Annotated in this window: 17 protein-coding genes; 5 read left to right on the top strand and 12 right to left on the bottom strand. The window is 40.7% G+C overall.

The genetic code is table 11. From position 1 onward, the window contains the following. The first annotated feature begins 418 nt into the window (after window positions 1-418). Both FHW88_RS08495 and FHW88_RS08490 read left to right on the top strand, forming a co-directional pair. Complete coding sequence (locus tag FHW88_RS08495) at window positions 419-1,015, top strand: hypothetical protein (RefSeq protein ID WP_176624606.1); 597 nt, start codon at window positions 419-421, stop codon at window positions 1,013-1,015. A 171-nt stretch (window positions 1,016-1,186) separates the two neighbouring features. Further along, complete coding sequence (locus FHW88_RS08490; protein WP_090525518.1) at window positions 1,187-1,603, top strand: RNA recognition motif domain-containing protein; 417 nt, start codon at window positions 1,187-1,189, stop codon at window positions 1,601-1,603. An 82-nt stretch (window positions 1,604-1,685) separates the two neighbouring features. Here FHW88_RS08490 and FHW88_RS08485 read toward each other — a convergent pair whose 3' ends face one another. From FHW88_RS08485 to FHW88_RS08465, 5 genes are all read right to left on the bottom strand, one after another. Next, window positions 1,686-3,422, bottom strand: a complete 1,737-nt coding sequence (locus FHW88_RS08485) for a phospho-sugar mutase (RefSeq protein ID WP_090525515.1) — start codon at window positions 3,420-3,422, stop codon at window positions 1,686-1,688. A 277-nt stretch (window positions 3,423-3,699) separates the two neighbouring features. Further along, complete coding sequence (locus FHW88_RS08480) at window positions 3,700-5,850, bottom strand: hypothetical protein (RefSeq protein ID WP_176624604.1); 2,151 nt, start codon at window positions 5,848-5,850, stop codon at window positions 3,700-3,702. Beyond that, window positions 5,847-6,947: a S8 family peptidase gene (locus tag FHW88_RS08475; RefSeq protein WP_176624602.1), complete on the bottom strand. Its 1,101-nt coding sequence runs from the start codon at window positions 6,945-6,947 to the stop codon at window positions 5,847-5,849. The genes FHW88_RS08480 and FHW88_RS08475 overlap by 4 nt, the downstream gene beginning before the upstream one ends. Continuing rightward, window positions 6,947-8,002 carry a hypothetical protein gene (locus tag FHW88_RS08470; protein ID WP_176624600.1) on the bottom strand — a complete coding sequence of 352 codons (1,056 nt, stop codon included), beginning with the start codon at window positions 8,000-8,002 and terminating at the stop codon, window positions 6,947-6,949. The genes FHW88_RS08475 and FHW88_RS08470 overlap by 1 nt, the downstream gene beginning before the upstream one ends. A 410-nt stretch (window positions 8,003-8,412) precedes the next feature. Beyond that, complete coding sequence (locus tag FHW88_RS08465) at window positions 8,413-8,784, bottom strand: hypothetical protein (RefSeq protein WP_090525506.1); 372 nt, start codon at window positions 8,782-8,784, stop codon at window positions 8,413-8,415. A 156-nt stretch (window positions 8,785-8,940) separates the two neighbouring features. On the opposite strand from FHW88_RS08465, the gene FHW88_RS08460 reads away from it, so the two are divergent. Beyond that, on the top strand, window positions 8,941-10,221 hold the full coding sequence (locus tag FHW88_RS08460) for a hypothetical protein (RefSeq protein ID WP_176624598.1): 1,281 nt from the start codon (window positions 8,941-8,943) through the stop codon (window positions 10,219-10,221). On the opposite strand, the gene FHW88_RS08455 is transcribed toward FHW88_RS08460, so the two are convergent. The 3 genes from FHW88_RS08455 to FHW88_RS08445 all read right to left on the bottom strand — a co-directional run bounded on the left by FHW88_RS08455 (window position 10,203) and on the right by FHW88_RS08445 (window position 11,692). Continuing rightward, entirely contained in the window at window positions 10,203-10,526 is a 324-nt protein-coding gene (locus FHW88_RS08455; protein WP_090525502.1) for an HTH domain-containing protein, read from the bottom strand. The genes FHW88_RS08460 and FHW88_RS08455 overlap by 19 nt on opposite strands. A gap of 105 nt (window positions 10,527-10,631) precedes the next feature. Next, entirely contained in the window at window positions 10,632-11,207 is a 576-nt protein-coding gene (locus FHW88_RS08450; RefSeq protein WP_176624596.1) for a dihydrofolate reductase family protein, read from the bottom strand. A gap of 62 nt (window positions 11,208-11,269) precedes the next feature. After that, window positions 11,270-11,692 (bottom strand): DoxX family protein, encoded by a 423-nt coding sequence (locus tag FHW88_RS08445; RefSeq protein WP_176624594.1) that lies wholly within the window; start codon window positions 11,690-11,692, stop codon window positions 11,270-11,272. 157 nt (window positions 11,693-11,849) lie between these two features. On the opposite strand from FHW88_RS08445, the gene FHW88_RS08440 reads away from it, so the two are divergent. Next, window positions 11,850-12,830 carry a GlxA family transcriptional regulator gene (locus tag FHW88_RS08440; RefSeq protein WP_176624592.1) on the top strand — a complete coding sequence of 327 codons (981 nt, stop codon included), beginning with the start codon at window positions 11,850-11,852 and terminating at the stop codon, window positions 12,828-12,830. Between the two features lie 230 nt (window positions 12,831-13,060). Continuing rightward, window positions 13,061-14,455, top strand: a complete 1,395-nt coding sequence (locus FHW88_RS08435) for an arginine decarboxylase (RefSeq protein ID WP_090525492.1) — start codon at window positions 13,061-13,063, stop codon at window positions 14,453-14,455. Window positions 14,456-14,512: 57 nt separating this feature from the next. Here the strand turns inward: FHW88_RS08435 and FHW88_RS08430 are convergent, their stop codons facing one another. From FHW88_RS08430 to FHW88_RS08415, 4 genes are all read right to left on the bottom strand, one after another. Beyond that, window positions 14,513-14,746, bottom strand: coding sequence for a hypothetical protein (locus tag FHW88_RS08430; RefSeq protein ID WP_090525490.1), 234 nt, complete (start codon window positions 14,744-14,746; stop codon window positions 14,513-14,515). 18 nt (window positions 14,747-14,764) lie between these two features. Then, window positions 14,765-15,166: a hypothetical protein gene (locus FHW88_RS08425; RefSeq protein WP_090525488.1), complete on the bottom strand. Its 402-nt coding sequence runs from the start codon at window positions 15,164-15,166 to the stop codon at window positions 14,765-14,767. Window positions 15,167-15,427: 261 nt separating this feature from the next. Further along, complete coding sequence (locus tag FHW88_RS08420; RefSeq protein ID WP_176624590.1) at window positions 15,428-16,444, bottom strand: type IX secretion system membrane protein PorP/SprF; 1,017 nt, start codon at window positions 16,442-16,444, stop codon at window positions 15,428-15,430. Window position 16,445: 1 nt separating this feature from the next. Further along, on the bottom strand, window positions 16,446-19,979 hold the full coding sequence (locus FHW88_RS08415) for a PKD domain-containing protein (RefSeq protein WP_176624588.1): 3,534 nt from the start codon (window positions 19,977-19,979) through the stop codon (window positions 16,446-16,448). Window positions 19,980-20,086 lie beyond the last annotated feature (107 nt).

The following is a 20,086-nucleotide window of genomic DNA, read 5'->3' as shown; positions in this document are numbered from 1 at the left end:
TGCAAATCAAATGCGGCAATAAATTAATTAAACTGCAACCAACAAGGCTATCATTTTAGGAGATAAATTGCACACCTATCCCCGGTTTATATTCTCAAATATATGGATTTACGGCATTGCTAATGCGTTTTAGTTTTGTTTTTTGGTCAACAGAGATTACACTGTCCGAACCGAAAAAAGATTGAGACTATGCCACTCAAACGACGGGCTTTGTTTTTAATCTATAGTTAACAAAAGCAGACAGTATTTTCAATTACTGCGTTCTTTTCTATACAAGAAGTGCGTAACTAATTAAAGTATTGCAATAAATTCAATTATATAAACTCAAATTTTCAAAATTTAAGTAAAAATTAATACAAACTAATTTTTAGGGCGAAGATGGCATCTCCCTTGTTTTTATTATTGTAAAACCTGACTTATGAAAGCCTATTATGAATCTCTAACAACAGGCATCAAAACCCTATTGATTGCAACAGTCTGCCTTTTACCATCGCTGGTTTTCTCACAGTCTAAAACACCAGGATCGGTTGAGTATTTAAAATTTTGCAATGGAATTGGCGGACTGACACTTGGTGAGGACATTAGCCAAATTCCGGCCCGTAAGTTTACCTATTTAGATAATGACGCTAAACCCGATGCAGACAGCTGTATCCGTTATCAATATAAAGACAGTAGCTCATTGATACAGGGAGATAGTTTGTTATTAGATGCAATAGGTTTCCGCGTTTACAAAAACAAAATAGTGAACATTTATCTTTTCTTTAAGATGACTGACGCTTATAAAATACTGGACTATTTCTTAAAAGCATATGGGCCATTTACAGGGCGCCCGAACGCTTATGCTGATATTTATAACTGGGATACAACCGCACTGAATTTGTCATTGAGATACCAGGTAAAAACCGAGATGGGGGTAGCTATATTTAGCAATAAAAACCTTGAAAACGAAATTACAGCCAACCGGCCTTCAGTACTCCTTAAAGATGCATATCAGTCGTTTTCTGTTTTGTATTGATGACGTTCTATTATTAAGGGTCACAAAATGCCTCTTCAGGACCATTACTGACTTGAAAACAACGAATTATTAAATAAACTTTGGTTTTAACGCGAAAACATCCTTTATTTAAAAAAAATCAAACGAAATTTGTGTACGGTGGTTATCTATCATCTTAATCTCAATTTATAAATGGTCAAATTATTTGTAGGCGGCTTTCCTCTGGAAATGACAGAGCTGGAACTTGTTAAAATGATAGGTCCACATGGCGATGTGGAAACGATTAAAATTGTACGCGACAAAAAAACAAGGATATGCAAAGGATATGCATTTCTTGAAATGAAGGACCGCACCGGGGCCGAGAACGCGGTGATTGCCTTAGACGGTACGCCCATTGCCGATCGGGTATTAAGTGTAAAAATAAACGACGACTTTGTTAAGAAAACTCCTCCGCCACGTAAGTCATTTGGATACGGCAACAACAATAATAGAGGCACCGGTGACAGAACTAACAATACCCGAAGCTATAATAGCCCAAGCAATTACCGGAGCAATAATGATCAGTCACCTGGAGGTGACAGACCAAGGCGCCCCAGAAAAACGATGTAACAAACCACTGATAGGTCATACTAAAAAAAATCCCGGCCAGATCTCAATCGGCCGGGATTTTTTCAAACATCATTATCCGTAGTTAAACACCGAGGTCCTGCATAATTGAGGCAATCTTAGCGTCAAGTTGTTTGTCTGTTTCACTGTATGTTTCTTTACTTTCAAGTTTGCCGTTCACACTGCAATAAAACTTAATTTTAGGCTCCGTGCCTGACGGACGGGCCGAGATGATACTGCCGTCCTCGGTAATGAATTGTAAAACATCAGATACAGGCAATTCAATTGGTTTGCTTGTATTGGTTGCTAAATCAGTTTCAATACGTTTTTCATAATCCTTAAGCGTGCTTACTTTTGATCCGCCTAAGGTGGCCGGAGGATTGGTACGGAATTTCTCCATCATTTCCTTAATTTCTTCCGCACCGGTTTTACCTTTTTTAGTCAGGGAGATCAGCTTTTCCTTATAAAACCCATATTGCACGTAAGTATCAATCAATGCTTCAAAAAGGCTGCTTCCTTTGTCTTTGTAATAAGCGGTCATTTCTGCAATGAATGCGCTTGAAACTACAGCGTCCTTATCCCTTACCAGTTCGCCTATCAAATAACCATAGCTTTCTTCACCGCCACCTATAAAAGTTTGTTTACCCTCAAAATGGGTCATTAACTCGCCAATATATTTGAAGCCGGTAAGGGTGTTATAGTAAGTAACATTCTTGGCTTCGGCTATGCGTTCGATAAGATTTGTGGTAACAATGGTTTTAACAATGTATTCTTTACCGGTAAGCTTGCCTTTTTCTTCCCATGCGCTTAATAAATAATTGATCAGCATAGCGCCGGTTTGGTTACCATTGAGCAGAATAAACTCGCCATCGGTATTTTTCACAGCAATACCCACACGGTCTGCGTCCGGATCCGTTGCCAATACCAGATCGGCATCAGTATCCTGGGCTTTTTTAAGAGCAAGTGTAAGCGCTTCTTTTTCTTCGGGGTTAGGGTAAACTACTGTTGGGAAATTTCCATCGGGAGTTATTTGCTCGTCAACCAGGATCACATTCTCAAAACCAAACCGTTTCAGGGCTTGGGGTACCAACGTGATGCCTGTACCATGGATGGGCGAATAAACTATTTTAAGATCTTTTTGACGTTCAATAGCATCAGGCGAAACAGAAAGCTCAGTGATCTTGCTCAGGTAAAGCTCGTCAATGTCCTCCCCTATTTCTTCGATATTAGCATCAACGCGGTTAAATTTGATGTCATCAATGCTGCTGATTGCAGCAACCTCGTCCATTACGGCCTTATCGTGCGGAGAAACAAATTGCCCACCATCGGCCCCATAAGCTTTGTAACCGTTATACTCTTTTGGGTTGTGCGATGCTGTAAGCATTACGCCGCTTTTGCAACCTAAATGGCGCACGGCAAATGAAAGCTCGGGTGTAGGACGCAATGCCTTAAAGAAGTAAACATAAATGTCATTAGCTGAAAAAACTTCGGCCGTAATAGTCGAAAAGAAATCGGCATTGTTACGGCTGTCATGAGCAATAGCTACTTTGATTTTTTCGCCGGGGTAGGTTTTTTTCAGATAATTAGCTAATCCCTGTGTGGCGGCGCCTATAGTATACTTATTGATACGGTTTGAACCCGGCCCCATAATACCGCGAAGGCCACCGGTACCAAACTCCAGATCACGATAAAATGAATCCGTCAGTTCGGTATATGCCTTATCGTCAATTAATTTTTGAATTTCCTGCTTTACATCAGCATCATAATTTCCTTGAAGCCATGAGTTTGCTTTTTGAAGAATGGTGGGGTCTAATTCCTGCATAAGTGGTTGTATATTTTCAATTTATCAGATTCGGTTTTGTTTTAAATATGATAATAAATAATCAAAACAGAACGCCTTAAAGTTAAATCATCTTTTTAATTATGCCAGCCCAATATGCAATAACTTTTAAATATAATGCACGGCAAGAGCGGCGGCCGCCGAACCGTTATCTGAACAAGATACTCCAGTAAAAGTTTTATCAATTTCAAGCTATAAATGGCGCTGCCATCCTTCGCCCTCGATTTATCGTTGGCCGACGAACCGTTGATCAAATCTGTTAACGTCCTTTAGTAAACAAATTGAGTATCGGTATATCAACTAAAACCCCCACCGACCAACGTGTATATAACTTATTATCGCCGTAAGTGTTAGTTATCACATCTTTATTGGCTCCTGTTAAACTAACGCTACGCAAATTTGGCGCAACCTGGAAACCACCCGAAATTGAGATTGGCGTGGATGGTATGCCTACAGATAAAAACAAACCTGGGCTTATGATATTCTTCAGCTCAATTTTAGGCACCTGCGCTACAGTGGCGCTGGTATCTTTTGCTACCGGGGTACTTCCGGATGTAAAACGGTATGAAGCAAGTGCGCCGATATCAATTAAAGAAACAAAAACAGAAGTCGACCATTTTTTATCGCCAGTAGGAACAAATAATAAACGGTGCCCCCAGCTAAATGAAATTCCTACCGGTGCTGAGAGCCCGTATGTGCCTTTATACTTTTCATCAATGCCGTGCACTTTTTCTTTACCTACATAAGGGCCAACATAGGCGTTTAGAGCGACATTAAAAATAGCCTCGCGTTTAACGGTTGAGCTGCCTACCGGTAAAGCAATTGCTTCAATAGCATTTTTTACTTCGTCGCTGTTTTTCGCTTTTGATACCTCAGCGGCAAAATTGGCATATTTAATAAACATTTTATTTATTGCCGGCCACTCGGTGAACGCTGCAATTTTCGCTTCAAGTTCATTTATTTCTTTCTTTATGGCAGTCTTGACGACTGCATCCTGCAGTTTATCATATTCTGCTTTTTTGTCTGCAAGATTTCTAACTAAATCCTGTTTTATTGGGTTAGTAACGACTTTATTAATAAACAGGTTATCGTAAACGCCACTAAGCTCAACTATGGCCGATGGGTACTGTTTTTCGTAAACATCAATGTAAACGTTGCCAAGACTCCTGGCTGATGACAGGTACTGATCAATCTTTGTGTCTTTCCGGTCAATCATTGGTATAGTAATATTGGCCGGGTCGACATTTAAAAGCAATGGTGATTTCAATAATTGCTCAAAAAGGTTTAGTGATGAATTATAAAGCGCGTAATAATCCTGATAATTAAAAGTATTTTCACCTTTTTGCTGAAGTTGCTTTAAATTAATGAAATACCTGTTTACTATTGTTGCTTTTTGGATAAATTCAATGTTATAACTCTGATAAATTTCCTCAAACTTTAAAAAGTCACCACTACGATCTTTCAGAAACTGCTTCATTGACCCCTCTTTAAAATTAATGTCTTTTTTTTCCAATTGCTGATAAAGCAAACCGAGGTAGATTTGGAAAGTTACAGGGTTACTAAACAGCATCTTCGCCGAATCGGCATCGACCCAGTATTTATCTCTCTGATTTGACCGTAATGATTGTGAAAAAAGATCAAAAGCTTGCAATGCCGGATATACATTTTCATTTACAAGCTTTAAGGTGCCATTGCCTGCTTTATTAACCAGATAGGTATGAAAAATATCCCCGGGATGGGAACCCTCATGAAACTCGTTGGCTATATACAAGGCATCGATGAAGATTATCCTGACGTGGGGCATGGCAGCAAACAATTGATCCATGCACGGGTCGTCAATCAAATTGGAAACATTGGGAAGTAATAGTGCCAGGTCTTTCTGAAATGACTCCCGCAGCAAATCCGTATAGGCGGCGTAATTATAGATCTCAACATCTATAGCTGTAAGTGATTTGTAAGTAACCGGGAATAATAACTGCAACTGCCTGGTACTGTCCAGCTCCTTTTTAAATCGTGAAAAAAAGGCAGTGGAAAGTTCCTGCTTTGTTCGTTCCACCAAAAACTTTGCAAGACCGTCGGCAAGATTGGTAACATCAAGAGAGCCGATGGATTGTAGTAATCCGGATGGGCTGGGTATTGTCCCTCCGCTTGCACCGCCAGCTTCATAAATCCCGTTCAGGCTAAAAAAAGGATTTTTCTGAATAACAGTATCTACATTGGTGGTATTTTTAAGATTAAAATAATAAGCAAACAGCGGCTTATTTTGTGGGCTGATCCTTATTTTACCATCTTTATCGTAAAGGCTTTTTAAATATAACACATCATAAAAAACGCGCCTTTCGGGTTGTTGCGCAAACGTTTTGCAGGATAGAAGCAAGAACAAAAAAAGGGAGGCGTATTTATATTTCATACAACATCGTTAAAAAAATTCAACAAAAGTTCGGGTTTTAGCAATGGGAGATCGAAGGATACTTGCGAGCTTCCATCTTCGGTTATAATGAAAGTTGTTTTCTGCGTCATAGCCGCCAATTTTTCAGTGATCGCAGCAAATGAATAACTAAAATTCATTTTTTGAATCATCAGCGCAATTATGCCCGATGTAATAGCCGTCGCAAAACTACTCCCGCTATCAGCTATCAATTCGTTATTCTGATTATATGATTTTATTTGCGAGCCATTGGTCACCACCGATAGGAACTCATTTATACAAGGATCGCCATTCTCTTTATCCGGAACCATGCCTACTCCGATTGTATTTTTTAAACAGGCCGGATAATATTTTCTTGTATCACCGTATACTATCGAATTTCCGATAGAACAAACAACTATTTTATTGTTAGCTACGGCATTGTTTATAGCCTCCTGAATTAAACTTAGAGTAGCCGCATTACTTATACTTGACGACCAACTTATTGACACTATATGAATATCAGTTTTTTTTGCACACCAATTAATCGCGTCAGCATATCTTTGGGCATCTCTCTCCGTGTTTTCAAATGTTCTTTTTTCGGATATTTTACAGGCGAATAAATTACATCCCGGAGCCACACCGACATAGTTGCCGCTGGTATTCCGTAGCCCAACAAGGGAAGCACAAAATGTACCATGACCGGCGTTGTCTTTTATCTCAACATTATCGCCATAAACATAATACTTACTCTGATTATAAAACAGGTCTGTTATGCCTGGCGCAATACCGGTGTCAACCACAGCAACACCAACGCCTGTACCTGCATACCGGCCCCAAATCTCCGGCAGGTTCAAGTCAATCATCCATTGCTGATAATTGCTCCCAACGCCATCTATTTGTTCGGCCCCGCCGCTCCAATAATGACTATTAGCATCGTCACCCACTTTATACCAGGTATTGTTTCCATCAAGTTCCTCTCCCTGCACAGTACCCGTTACTTCTATCTCGTCACCCGGCTCTCTTACAGCACCGGTTTGATAGGTTGTATGAGCGCCTCCTACCCTGGTATTGAGCAGCTTGGTTACTTTAATACGCATTAGCCTACTGGTTTTACGGTTACGGTGGTATTCTTAGTTGGTGTGGTTGCTTCTTCTTCAGGCTTTTTGCCTGCCGCCCGTAAACTTACAATTTTATTGATCAAATCGAACCAAAAGGGAGCGCCTAACATTAAAGCGATAGCTGTTAATAATAAACCCGTTATCTTGATTAAAAGCGACAAAAGGCTTTGACAAAATGTTTTACCCTTCAAATCTGGCGTGTTTTGTGCCGTCCAACCAACAGGGATACCAGAGCTTACCAGAAACGTACTAACTGTGCTGATTTGTTGGGCGACTTTTTTCCCGTTAGGTGCGTTTTTACTCGTATCGGCAGGTATGTTTTTAATAACCGTTACTTTGCTGGCTTCAAACTTTATCGTATCAGTTTTAGGATTATATCCTTTTTCGTTTACTTGTTTAACTACGGTTTGTAAATTATCGGCTGTATGTTTCAGTGCTTCCTGGTTACCCCAAAGCTTGTTCACAATATTTATGGTATCAACATTCAAGGAGGCACAGATTACCACCGAAATAATAAATACAATAAGCTGAGACGATCGTTTATAAACTCCCGAGGCCCTGTCCATGGCCGAATTATAAAATGTTTCGATCTGTTTTTGAAAACTCTGAAGATCGCCCTGGGCGCGTTCATAAAAATTAAGAAGAAGTTTCCTGATCCCGGCAGAGATACCAACCTGTGCCGCTATTCCATCATCTGTTAAAACGTCCCTGATCTTATTCATATCAAGGATAATATTTTTATCGTCTTTAAACTGATCCATTAAAGCCGCGGCAAAATTGCCCGCTGGGATATATGATGGCAAACTGTTTAAATCCTTTTTTAAAGATGTAATGTTCGGATTGTTATAAAGCTTTTCAGCTATTTTTTTCCAGTCCTGGTCAAAAAGTAAACAGTCAATAGCATTTTTCAGATACTCTCCCCGCTTATTAAGCAGAGCGGATAGATACTCATGAATTGTGCTAACAGTTAGACTGAGCGAAAAATAGGTGAACGACAGCGTGAGCGCAAGATCGATAATTGGGGAATTAAACATAAGGTTGCGGGTTTAACAGACATAAAAATGTTTCCCAATTTACAAAGCAATCGGCCAGATATCAATCCGTTAAAATACGGTATTTTCATACGTAATTTTGCGCAAAAACCAGAGGTTCCCTCGTTTTAAACTTGTACCAGACAGGTGGTGTGAGGCTGGATAATTTATGCTTTTAATGACCGTTAGCCGGCTTGCTTGTGCAAGCCGGCTAACAGGTGGATATATATAATTGTTGGTAAGTGTTTGCACAATTCGGCTTCCCTATTTATCCAGTTCAGTTATGATCTTTTTAGGGTTATCTACTTTATTCAAACAGCAACTGTATCGGCCGTTTTTTTTGTTCATGAGATAAGAGTTGGTTTCGTTCATACAACAAACGCATTCATATTACATACGATAGGATATTAATTTTACCCCTGCCGATCGTAGATAGCCGCAAGTATAAAGGCACATGATGCAAGACCGGTATCTTTAAGGGCATTAGTAATTTTACCCGCATCAAAATGACTGTCGATCAGCAGCGGGATATGGATCGTTAAAATAAACACCCATATCATACATCCTAATAAAAAACATCCCCATTGGGCATACAGATTAACATAGATACTAATTGCAGCGGCTATAAGTGCAACCGCCGTAAGATATACCCAAAATAGATGGAATGGGATCCAGCCGGGTACAAGCGTTGCTACAAAATCGGCATACATAAAATGCTGGATACCGAATATGAACATTACTGTGGCATAAATGTATGCACTGATCCTGCTTAGTATTTGTTTCATTGTTGGTTAGGTTATGGTATATTTAGGCTTAATTTCGAATTGCTGATAAAATTAGTTTGCCCGCCAGGCTATTGCAATTCACAGCCTGTACAAGTTGGTACAAGCCCGTACAAATAATATTTGAACTGATTTACCGGCTATTTTTGACCAATGGATATGCCTGCACAAGCGTTGCTTATTACCGAACTGATAAAACAATACGAGGCCTTCACCGGCTGGGGCGACAGTAGTAACTGGAAGAACCAGGATTTTATAAACCTTAGCGAAAAGATAAGGGAGAAGACCGGCGCTTCTATTAGCCACGTTACGCTGAAGCGCATCTGGGGCAAAGTTAAATATGACAGCCTGCCCAATACCTATACCATGGATACGCTGGCTCAGTTTTTAGGTTATGAAAACTTCAGGGTATTCAGTATGCGGTTTGTTCCTGCTGATATACCGGTCAATCTCCCTCAACCGAAACCCCGGCCTGTAAAAAAACAGTTCAGATCAATGCCCTATGCTTTGGGCGCTTTAACGCTGACGGGTATTTTATTGGTTGTGATAATGGCTTCACGTACCGAACATTCGAAAACAACACCGGCTATCAACCCTAAGGATTATACTTTCAGCAGTAAAAAGGTGATCACATCAGGATTACCTAATTCAGTTGTGTTTGATTTTGATGCAAGTAAATCTCCATATGATTCGGTAGCTATTCAGCAATCATGGGACCGGCATTTACGGGTTAACGTTTCCAAAAACGACCGCCAGCATACGTCCATTTATTATTTTCCCGATTTTTATTACGCCAAGCTTATTGTCGGTGGAAAAATTGTAAAACAGCATGAGTTGTTTGTTGAATCGAACGGATGGTTACCCGTAGTTGAAAAGCAGCCTGTTCCCGTTTATTATGAAATAAGGGATGCGTTAGGCGATGGTAAGCTTTCCCTATCGCCCGAAAAGATCAAAGAGCGAAATATTGCCCTGCAACCTGCCCCTCCTTTTGTGGTTTATACCAATGTAAGCGATTACGGCGAGATTTACAGCGATGATTTCACATTTGAAACATTCGTAAAAAACAACTATAACGAGGGCGCGGCTGCTTGCCGTCTAAGTACTGTTTATATACTGTGTAAAGGCACTGCTATCTGGATTCCACTAAGTACTAAAGGCTGTGTATCTGATCTCGACATGTATTTTGCAGGTTATGAGGCATCCGGTAAAAAACATGATCTATCAGCCTTTGGGGTAGATTTTGAAAAATATGTATCGCTTAAAATTGAATCACACAATGGAAAGGCACTGATTTTCATTGATAACAAACCTATTTACACAGTGAATAAAGGAATCAGTCGGGCTAAAATAATCGGGATTGTTTTCCGGTTCCAGGGTACAGGATCGGTAGATTATGTGCGGTTAAAAAATGGAAAGGTAAACTACGACGATGAGTTTTGAGGATCATTATTTACCACACGCGGGATAATTGATAACATTTCATTTTTTATGGCCGCCGGAATAACCAGCATAGGCTGAGAAATGATGTCATTTTTTCTATCGGGTGAAGGGCAGCTTGCGACTAAAACCAAACACCCCTTTTCAGCTTCAAAGGTCACTGTTATTTTTAATTGCTTCAGGCACTCAAGGTCCTGATAGGCTGTACGGGTACTGATATGAAAATGTGATTTCAGCAGGTCGATAGAAACCACATCCCTGGTTTGCAGCAACACCAATACTCTGAGCAACCTGTCGGCTCTGTTCATAACGGATCACATTTTTATTATACAAAGATGTAACTCGCTGTTGACAACAGTGTGTCAGCAGTAAAGACGCGTTTTAACCCGGTCGGTTTGATTCTGTTACCTAAGTTAATTATGTGATTGATAAACCATCAATATAACACCCGATGAAAAAACTTTCTTTAAAACCGGTTTTAAAGGCAAGTTATTTTTTAATCCCTTGAAAAGTGCTTTACCATTGCCTAAAATTACTGGGTGGATCCAAAGCTGGTACTCATCAACTAAATTCGCGGTCACCAGTTTTTTAACCACACTGATGCTTCCGTAAGTAAGGATGTCACGGCCATGCTGCTTTTTTAAATGCTCAACAGCTTTCTTCAGATTTCCTTTGATCAATAATGAATTGTTCCACAACGCGGAGGTCATTGTTGAGGACATAACCACTTTTTGGTAATTGTTCATCATATCTGCATAGGCAATATCCGTACGGGGAAAGTTCATGCACTTAGCTTGAAAGGGCCAATAGGCAGCCATAGCCTGATAGGTGTTTTTGCCTAATAAAATAGTATCGGCCCGGCTAAGCAGTTCTGTTGTTGTCTCGGCTATTTCATCCGTCCAGTATTGATAGTGCCAATCCAGGCCCTCATCCTCCGCCGCTACAAAACCATCCAGCGTAATGTTTAAGGATACGATCAGTTTGCGCATGGTGATAAACAAGCAAACCGGGTTTATTGATAAATCCGGAATTTATAATTAAACTAATAACATTAAGCCAGTTCGGTATTTCCGGCAAGTTTAGTGTTGGTTAAGCCCAGTTCTTTTACCTGCTCATACCTTTTCCATAAATAGTAGGTAAGGAACATAACAAGCAGCATAACTACCGGCGGAATGAGCATGGCAGCCCCGGCTCCAATAGCAAGCCATGATAAAAATGCACCGATAAAGCTGATGGTAAAGCCTGAATAAGCCCATTCTTTAATAACCTGGTACTTGGTTTGAGCTATGGCCAGTACACCTGCTATTTTTGCCCACCCCATAATAACCATGAGGTAAAAAGGGTAACCAAGTTTAGCTAATGAATCTTTGCCCGCCTGCTGCATAGTGATTCCCCCATAAGCATCGCCGAGCATAGCTAATAAAAAAAGGACGGTAAAGATCCAGTACAGGGTTTTAATTGTTTTGGGTTTCATGATGACATTTATTTTGTGTGATTGAATGTTTGTTAACAATACAAAGTTATCTGGAGCGATAAAGTTGTGTAGCACGTAAAAAGGACTTGTTAAGGGGTTGTTTGCGACTTTAGTGTTCACTATCTTTATCCCAGATAACCAGTTATACAATAATAAAATGAAACATGTTGCCATCCTGATACCCAACGAAGCAGTTTTAGCCAGCATCGTTGACGCCCGAACCATTTTTACAGGCGCCAACGATTTTTTACAATCCATGGGGAGGCAACCTGTTTTTGACGTACAGATGGTTGGGCTTTCTAAAGAAGTTAAGGTGCATGGCGGCATGTTTTCGGTTCATACGGATATTTTGTTAAGCGATCTGCAAAAAAGCGATATGGTGATCATTCCTGCCATAAGCGGCGATCTTCAAAACGCGGTAAACGTAAATCGGGATTTTGTACCCTGGATCATCAGCCAGTACAATAATGGTGCAGAAATAGCAAGTCTTTGTATCGGCTCATTCATATTGGCCTCTACAGGGTTATTGAACGGTAAAGAGTGTTCCAGCCATTGGATCACAGCCGATGCTTTCAGAAATATGTTCCCGGAAGTGAAGCTGGTTGACGGGCGTATTGTTACCGAACAGCAGGGTTTATATTCAAGCGGCGGCGCTACCTCTTACTGGAGCTTATTACTGTTATTGATTGAAAAGTATGCCGGCCGGGATATAGCCATCATGGCTGCCAAGATCTACGCCCTGGAGATCGACCGGAAAAGTCAGTCCCCATTTGCGATGTTCACCGGGCAAAAAAAACATGAAGACAATCCTATAAAGCAAGCCCAGGAATACATAGAAAATAACGTTACCGAAAAAATCTCAGTTGAAGATTTATCATCAATGTATGCTATTGGCCGCAGGCATTTTGAACGACGGTTTAAAAAAGCCACCAATAATACCCCGGTTGAATATATACAGCGCGTAAAAATTGAAGCAGCCAAAAAACAATTGGAAAGTACCCCCAAAAACATCAATGAGGTAATGTATGATGTTGGGTATACCGATGCCAAAGCATTTCGTACAGTTTTTAAAAAGATCACCGGGCTCTCGCCAATTGATTACCGTAATAAATATAACAAAGAAGCGGCTGTAGCATAGGTATGTCCATCAGAATTTTGAATTTCTGCTAACCCTCGGTCACCTATACTCCAGGTTTGTTATTATCGAAAATATCTATTGATTATCAACCGGAACCTGCTGTATTGCAGTAAGTACTGGCCAATCCGGCTTCTACCTCAAAAACATTACATTCTGTCAATAAAATTAATCCTAACAAATAGCCAAATATTCCGTTTAAAAATTACATTTTTGCCCCAAAATTTTTAAGGATGCAGAGTTATCAGGAATTTCTTGACTTAAGTGTAGGCTTTCCACAGGATGGTTTTGAGATCATCGACGATGAACTATACTTTCAGGACCTAAATTTGATGGAGATGATTGAAACGTACGGTACTCCCTTACGCTTTACTTATCTGCCTATGATATCCAAAAAGATCCAGCAAGCTAAACTGCTGTTTCAACAGGCCATCATCAAAAACAACTATCGCGGCAGTTATAAATACTGCTATTGTACCAAGAGCTCGCATTTCAAGCACATTGTTGAAGAAGCCCTGAAAAACGAGATCCACCTGGAAACATCATCAGCCTTTGATATGCCGATGATTGATGCGTTGGAGAAAAAAGGTACTGTAACAAAGGATATAACCGTAATATGCAACGGCTTTAAAACCTTCCAGTACAAAACATATATTATTGATATGCTGCATGATGGCTTTAAAAACATCATTCCGGTATTAGATAATAAAGAAGAATTTAACCTTTACGACGACGAAATTGAGATGGACACCCCTTGCAACCTGGGCATCCGGATCGCAGCTGAAGAACAGCCTGATTCTCAGTTTTATACTTCACGTTTGGGTGTGCGTATGGAAGATGTTATTGATTTTTATCATAACAAAATTGAGGATAACCCTAACTTCCAGGTTAAGCTGTTACATTTCTTCATCAACTCCGGTATATCCGATACACCATACTACTGGAACGAGCTTGAAAAATATGTAACTCTTTACTGCAAATTCAAAAAAGTAAACCCGCATCTGGATACGCTTGATATTGGCGGTGGTATGCCATTTAAAGATTCACTGGTTTTCGATTTTGATTATGAATACATGATCAACGAAATAGTAAGCCGGATCAAAGAGATATGTGCTGAGCATGACACCATGGAACCGGATATCATTACCGAATTCGGCAAGTATACTGTAGCCGAAGCTTCAGGTATTTTATACAAGGTATTAGGCCGTAAACAACAAAACGACCGCGAACGCTGGCTGATGCTTGATGGCTCGTTCATTACCAATCTGCCTGACGTCTGGGCGCTGAACCAAAAGTACATCCTGTTGCCGGTTAACAACTGGGATTCGGAATACGAACGTGTAAACCTTGGGGGTATCACCTGCGACGGGCAGGATTATTACAACCAGGAAGCGCATATGAACAGCGTATTTATGCCTAAAACCCGTAAGGTGCAATATTTAGGCTTCTTTAATACCGGCGCCTACCAGGAAGTATTAAGTGGCTACGGCGGTATCCACCACTGCCTACTGCCATCACCCAAGCATGTGATCATTCGCCGTAACAGGGACGAAACGTTTAACTTTGAGGTGTTTGGAGAAGAGCAAAACAGCAAGCAAGTATTGAAAATTCTGGGTTATACCACGTAATTGTAAATCTAATCATAACAGCATAAAAAAGGTGGCCATTTCGGTCACCTTTTTTGCTTAACGGCCTATGGTGCCATCTCCGACGCCTGCTCCTTCAACATTTGGATCCGGAAGATCAGCCAGGCTCCCATCCTCATGTAAAACTTTAAAGTGTTTTCTTTGAGGACCTTTTGTTTCAAGACAGGGGTTGTTTCGGGCAGCATAGTTATAGCTGTCTTTAATGTTACTTTCCCTGGTCTCCTTAATATTACCCTGCCGGGAAGCAGGATAGTCATTTTTATAATCATTCATGATTATACCCTCCTTTTACTAAATTCCTTCAGTTCCTGGTTCATGACCAACCATCCTGCCGGTGGTGCGTCCTTGCGGGCGGCTCTCAAAATCAGTTTTAGCGGGGCCTACCGATGGAAATTCCTTTTTATTCGGCGGTGTAACATCTGTTTGCTCGCTAAATGAGGTGTCGGCGCTTCTGTTGGGCTGGTCAATCTCCGATTGACTATGGGTACCCACCTGTTCGTCTTCGGGTTTTTCTACTTCAGGCTGTTCATCATAGTCTACTATATCGTCTACCTCATCCAGATCATCATCATCGTTTTCAAGATCACGGTTTGGATAGGCTTCATCACCATTCACAGAAAATGAGTTGGTGTTGTTTTCAAAATCATTACGATCATTATCCTGGTTTCCCCAGTTTTCATTATTGGTATTCATAGGTTTTAATTTTAGTTGTTATTTAATAAACCTACGAAACAATTGTATTGTTTTATTTTTTATCCTTTTAAGAAATTAAATATCGTAAATTAAAACTATTATAGTTGTAATTATTAGGAAGCTTCAAAATAGTTTATAAATGTTATGCAGCATGGCATAATTGCGCCTTCGCGAGCCGAACCGGATTACAGAGCTTGATTCGGACTAATCTCGAACGATACGGCAGTTTATCCGCCAGTATATTAAAAACGCTTTTTAAAATTAAAAAGTATGCTGAGGGCAAGTTACTTTATATCGATTATTAAGCAGGATGCCTAACACAATTTCATGCGAACCATGACTCACCGTATTTAGGGCAGATGTTGTAAAATCGTATGAGTAGCCAACATTAATAAGCGAACTCAGGTTAAATCCAACCAATGCCGCGTATGAATCATTGCGGCGGTATGAACCACCAATCCAGAACCTGTCTTTAAATGACATTTTCATGTTCACATCAAAAGTTACCGGAACCGGTGCTATAAATTTCAACAAGGCTGAAGGCATAAGCGTAATATCATCAGATACGAAAAGCTTAACGCCGCCGGTCACAAAATAATGGGGTACCGTTTTGTTTTGTACAGCAGTTGTCGAAGTAGTTACATATAAATTTTGCGGAAGGATTTGCTGTACCGACGCACCAAAAAAATAATTAGATGAATAAGCCCATACGCCTACTCCCAAATCAGGTTTCCACTGCGCGCCCGCGATGCTATTAATGGTTGGGTCGTTTTGATCAACATAAGTGAGTTTACTTTTGTCAATAATATTATGACTTACCCCGGCAGACACCCCTACCGCTACATTCAATGTTTCGGTGAGGCCGAGGTGATAAGCGTAAGTAGCGTCAATATTGGTTTGTGTTATCGGGCCTGTTTTATCAGACACCACCATTAAGCCCACGCCATGATGCGGCTCCGCAGCCATGTAATTTTGTGTATATGACCTGCTTGATGGGTTTAAACCTCCACCCGCAGGAAATGCAGTAGCATCGCCCTGTAAAAACCGGTTACCTATAGGCGCGTTTACTGAAAAATAGGATGTTACCGGCGCGCCTTCAAGCCCTGTCCATTGGCTGCGATAACCCAGTTTTACATCGGTATAGTTTTCAATACCGCTTAACGCAGGGTTCAAAAGGTAATTATTGAATACGTATTGAGTGTACTGCGGCCGTTGCTGTGCTTTTGCTAATTGAATTGTTACGGCAATAATAAGTAGAGTATATAAAATTCGCTTCATTTTATCTGATAATGGTCACATTACCTGCAATAACCTCCCGGCCATTTTTCGGATCAATAATATAATAATAAGTCCCGGGAGGCAAATATGAGCCTTTGTATTTCCCATCCCAGGGTATACTATAACCAATTGACGAATATACCTTTTCTCCGAATCGGTTGTATACGTCAACCTTATTATTTGGATAACTTTCTAAATATTTAACATTCCAAATGTCATTTACCCCATCTCCATTAGGCGTAAACACATTGGGAACGACTAAAAACTTTAAAACCTTTACCGATACACTGGCCATGGCCTGGCATCCATGTGCCGATGTAACCACTACCTGATAGGTAATATCCTGCGACGGACTTGCAACAGGATTAGCCACGCCATCATGATCAAGGCCTGTTGCTGGTGTCCATTTATAACTTAAGTTATTATCGTTTACTATGGGTTTTAAAACACGCTTTGTGCCTTCAAGCATAGTAAAATCCGGCCCCAACGTTACAACAGGCGATGCATCTACCTTAACCTGCTGCATAACTGTATCAGCGCACGCGTCCCGGGTGGTATAAATGTACATGATATCAAATTCGCCGACACCCGAAACAGCAGAGTTAAACACACCATCTGTACTAATCCCTGTTCCTGAAAACACACCGGAGCCAACAGGGCCCTGAGGTTTTGGCAACAATTTTTTGGGCTCCGATTCGATACAAAAAACCGGCGCCTGATCAAAGATGACGACAGGCGATGCTTTTAAATTAACCGGGATTTCTGCGACATCAGAGCATGATGTACCCGAATATGCAATTACTCGCAAGGTAACCTGCCGCGATCCTGATGTAAATAAAGGGTATTTATGCCTGAGTTGCATTCCATATACCGGATGGTCATAAACTATCGTAGTTGATTGGTCGTTGATGTCATAAGTAACCTCCAGCCGGGTAATCTCGCCGAAATTAACCGAGGATTGGTTTTCAAAAAATACTTCCTGAGCGCTGCACAAACCAGCCGGATCCTTAATAATTACTTTAGCTTTTGGTTTGCTACCGTTAATTGTTAATGACTTTGAAGCCGATGTAAAAGAGCATCCATTTTTTGAAGTAACCTTAAGTGTAACCTGATAGTTGCCGGCTAAAAACTTGTGCTTCGGGTTTTTCCCGTGGGAAATATTCGGGTTAGCTGGTGTTGCATTAGGGTCACCAAAATTCCAATCGTAGGTAAAGTCAGCTTCTGTGGCATCAGCAATTGTGCTTCGATCAGTAAACTGAACAAAGTCATCTTCACAGGCATCGGGCAATAAAAAATCCACTACCGGCACAGGATAAACTTTAACAGGCAGCGGGGCTATATTATTTGTACAACCATTATCATTTGTGACGGTTAGCTTAACTAAATAATCTCCCGGTTCACTAAATGTATGGTTAAATGGGTTCTTGCTTTTAAGAATTTCAACCGGTGTGCCATCACCAAAGTCCCATTGCCAGCTAATGATACTTCCTTCGGCAGATGTGGACTTATCCGTAAATGTAACATCCTGACCTGTACAGCTTGGCGACGAATAGCTAAAAGATGCAAGAGGTGGTTTTGATATATGGATCTTTATTGGATCAGATGCAGCGCCGCATCCATTTTCATTGGTAACAAAAAGTTTAACCAGGTAATAACCGGGTTGGGCATATTTGTGTACAGGGTTTTGCACAACATCAGTTAACCCATCGCCAAAGTCCCATCGCCATGTTTTAATTTGCCGTGTACCTGAGGTTGACTGGTCGGTGAATTGAACATCGCTGCCAAAACAGGTATTTGCAAAATTGAACTTTACAACCGGTGGCAATGATATATTAAAATCAAACTCTATATCTTCGTTCGATCCGCATTCATCTGCAATAGGGTTAAATACAGTCGCCACTACACTATAATCCCCATCGATATAGGTTTTATCTACCGGACATTCATAAGTATAAAGCACCTTCGAATCCTTTATGATTGAACCGGTTGGTATTGGGTTGTCTACAACAACAGCAGCACTGCCATCCTTAAAATCCCAGCTTATTTTATTGGTTTGAAATGGCAGCGTAAGCTGCAGTTTATAATGAGTATCGACGCAGCCATTGGCCTGTACCGACTTATCCGAAAGATTTAATAAGGCAATGAACTCATTCAGGTTTTTAAGGTTGGTGCCTGCAGCATAACCGTATGATTCCGTTTTGCCAAACCCATAGGCAATTGCGTTGAACCCGTCTGAAGCTTTGATATTGTGCACGCCTGCGTTTACACTGATTTGTGCATAGGAGTAAATACTGTTCGGCACAGGAGAAAACTGGGTATAAGGTTCTCCATCGAGTGAAAACGTTGGCACTGCAGTTGTTTTAATAATAACATTAATAAAATTATCCAGGATCCGATAGTTTCCGGTTGAGTTTAGCGTAACGTGATCGAGTGTTTGTTCAATCGGGGTCAGATAGATCATTTCAGGATCTCCTGTATCACCTTGAATAAACTGGCAATTTAAACCTTCGCCCTGGGTTACCGCATATTGCGCTACCTGGATTGGTTTATCGGCAGTGATAACATTAGTCGTAGTTGATGTAAACTCGTAATACAAACCATTGTTTAGCCCTCCCGTTGGCGCGGCACCGTTTACTGTAACTTTTGTATCGGGCGAACTAAGCACTATTCTTAAGATATCATAATAGCGCCCTTTTAAAGGTGCGGTCACATAGTTCTTACCCCAAACTGCTAAAGGATAAACCTGCTGAAAGAGGTTATCTGATGATCCCTTATCGCCCTGGCACCCTATGCTTATTTTTGAGCTGCCTGAGAAAACAGCGATTTTTTTACAGGCCCCGGCAGCGCTCACAATTGAGTGGATGCGGGTACCGGTAAGGTCAGTAGCTGATAATCCCTGGTATACTTCGCCTTTTTTTAAATTTACGGTAAATGGTTGGTTTGCAGGGATCCCGTTTAGCAGTGGTTGCGAGGGTGTTATTTCAACCGTGGTATTATCTTCTGTAGCTATTACCGCAAAGGTTGAATATGAGGGTACGCCTTCAGTATTTTTCGTACCGTTGTTTGAGTTTGATATTTGTTTATAGTTAATGGAGAGGTAATCTTTACCGAGCGTATTGACGGGCAGCAGAAGCGTTGCGCCCGATACATTCTCTGCAAAAATATGCGCGTAAACTGCAATAGGTTTTAACGACTTGATATGAATCCCCTTTAAAAACTGCCCCTGGTTTCCTACAAAGGCTTCGGGGGGAATAGCTACCGTTAATATATCCTTCGCCTTAACCTGGTAGGTACTTGAAAAGCTACCATCTGCAACTTCAACTGTTACAGTGGTATTTACGTCGGCAGTTATGTAAAGGTCCATCTGACTACCCCTGCCCAACGCGGTAGGACTGCCTGCTGCACCATCAACGTGATCAATATATGCAGTATAAAACTCCGTACCCTGGTTTGAACCTTGCGCGTTAGTGCAAATAGCAATGCATATGAAAATAAAAGAGAGGCTTAACGACCGCAAAAAAATTATCTTGCTCAAAAGTGTTTAGTTGAATTGGTTTGATAGTATTAAACTAACCCTTTAAAAATACAAAAACCTTTAATTGATACGGTATATGATTATATAAAATAACCATGCCGTTATTT

It is taken from the genome of Mucilaginibacter sp. SG538B, from assembly GCF_013376065.1.
Taxonomy (GTDB): domain Bacteria; phylum Bacteroidota; class Bacteroidia; order Sphingobacteriales; family Sphingobacteriaceae; genus Mucilaginibacter; species Mucilaginibacter rubeus.
This window is presented reverse-complemented; position numbering and strand designations above follow the sequence as displayed.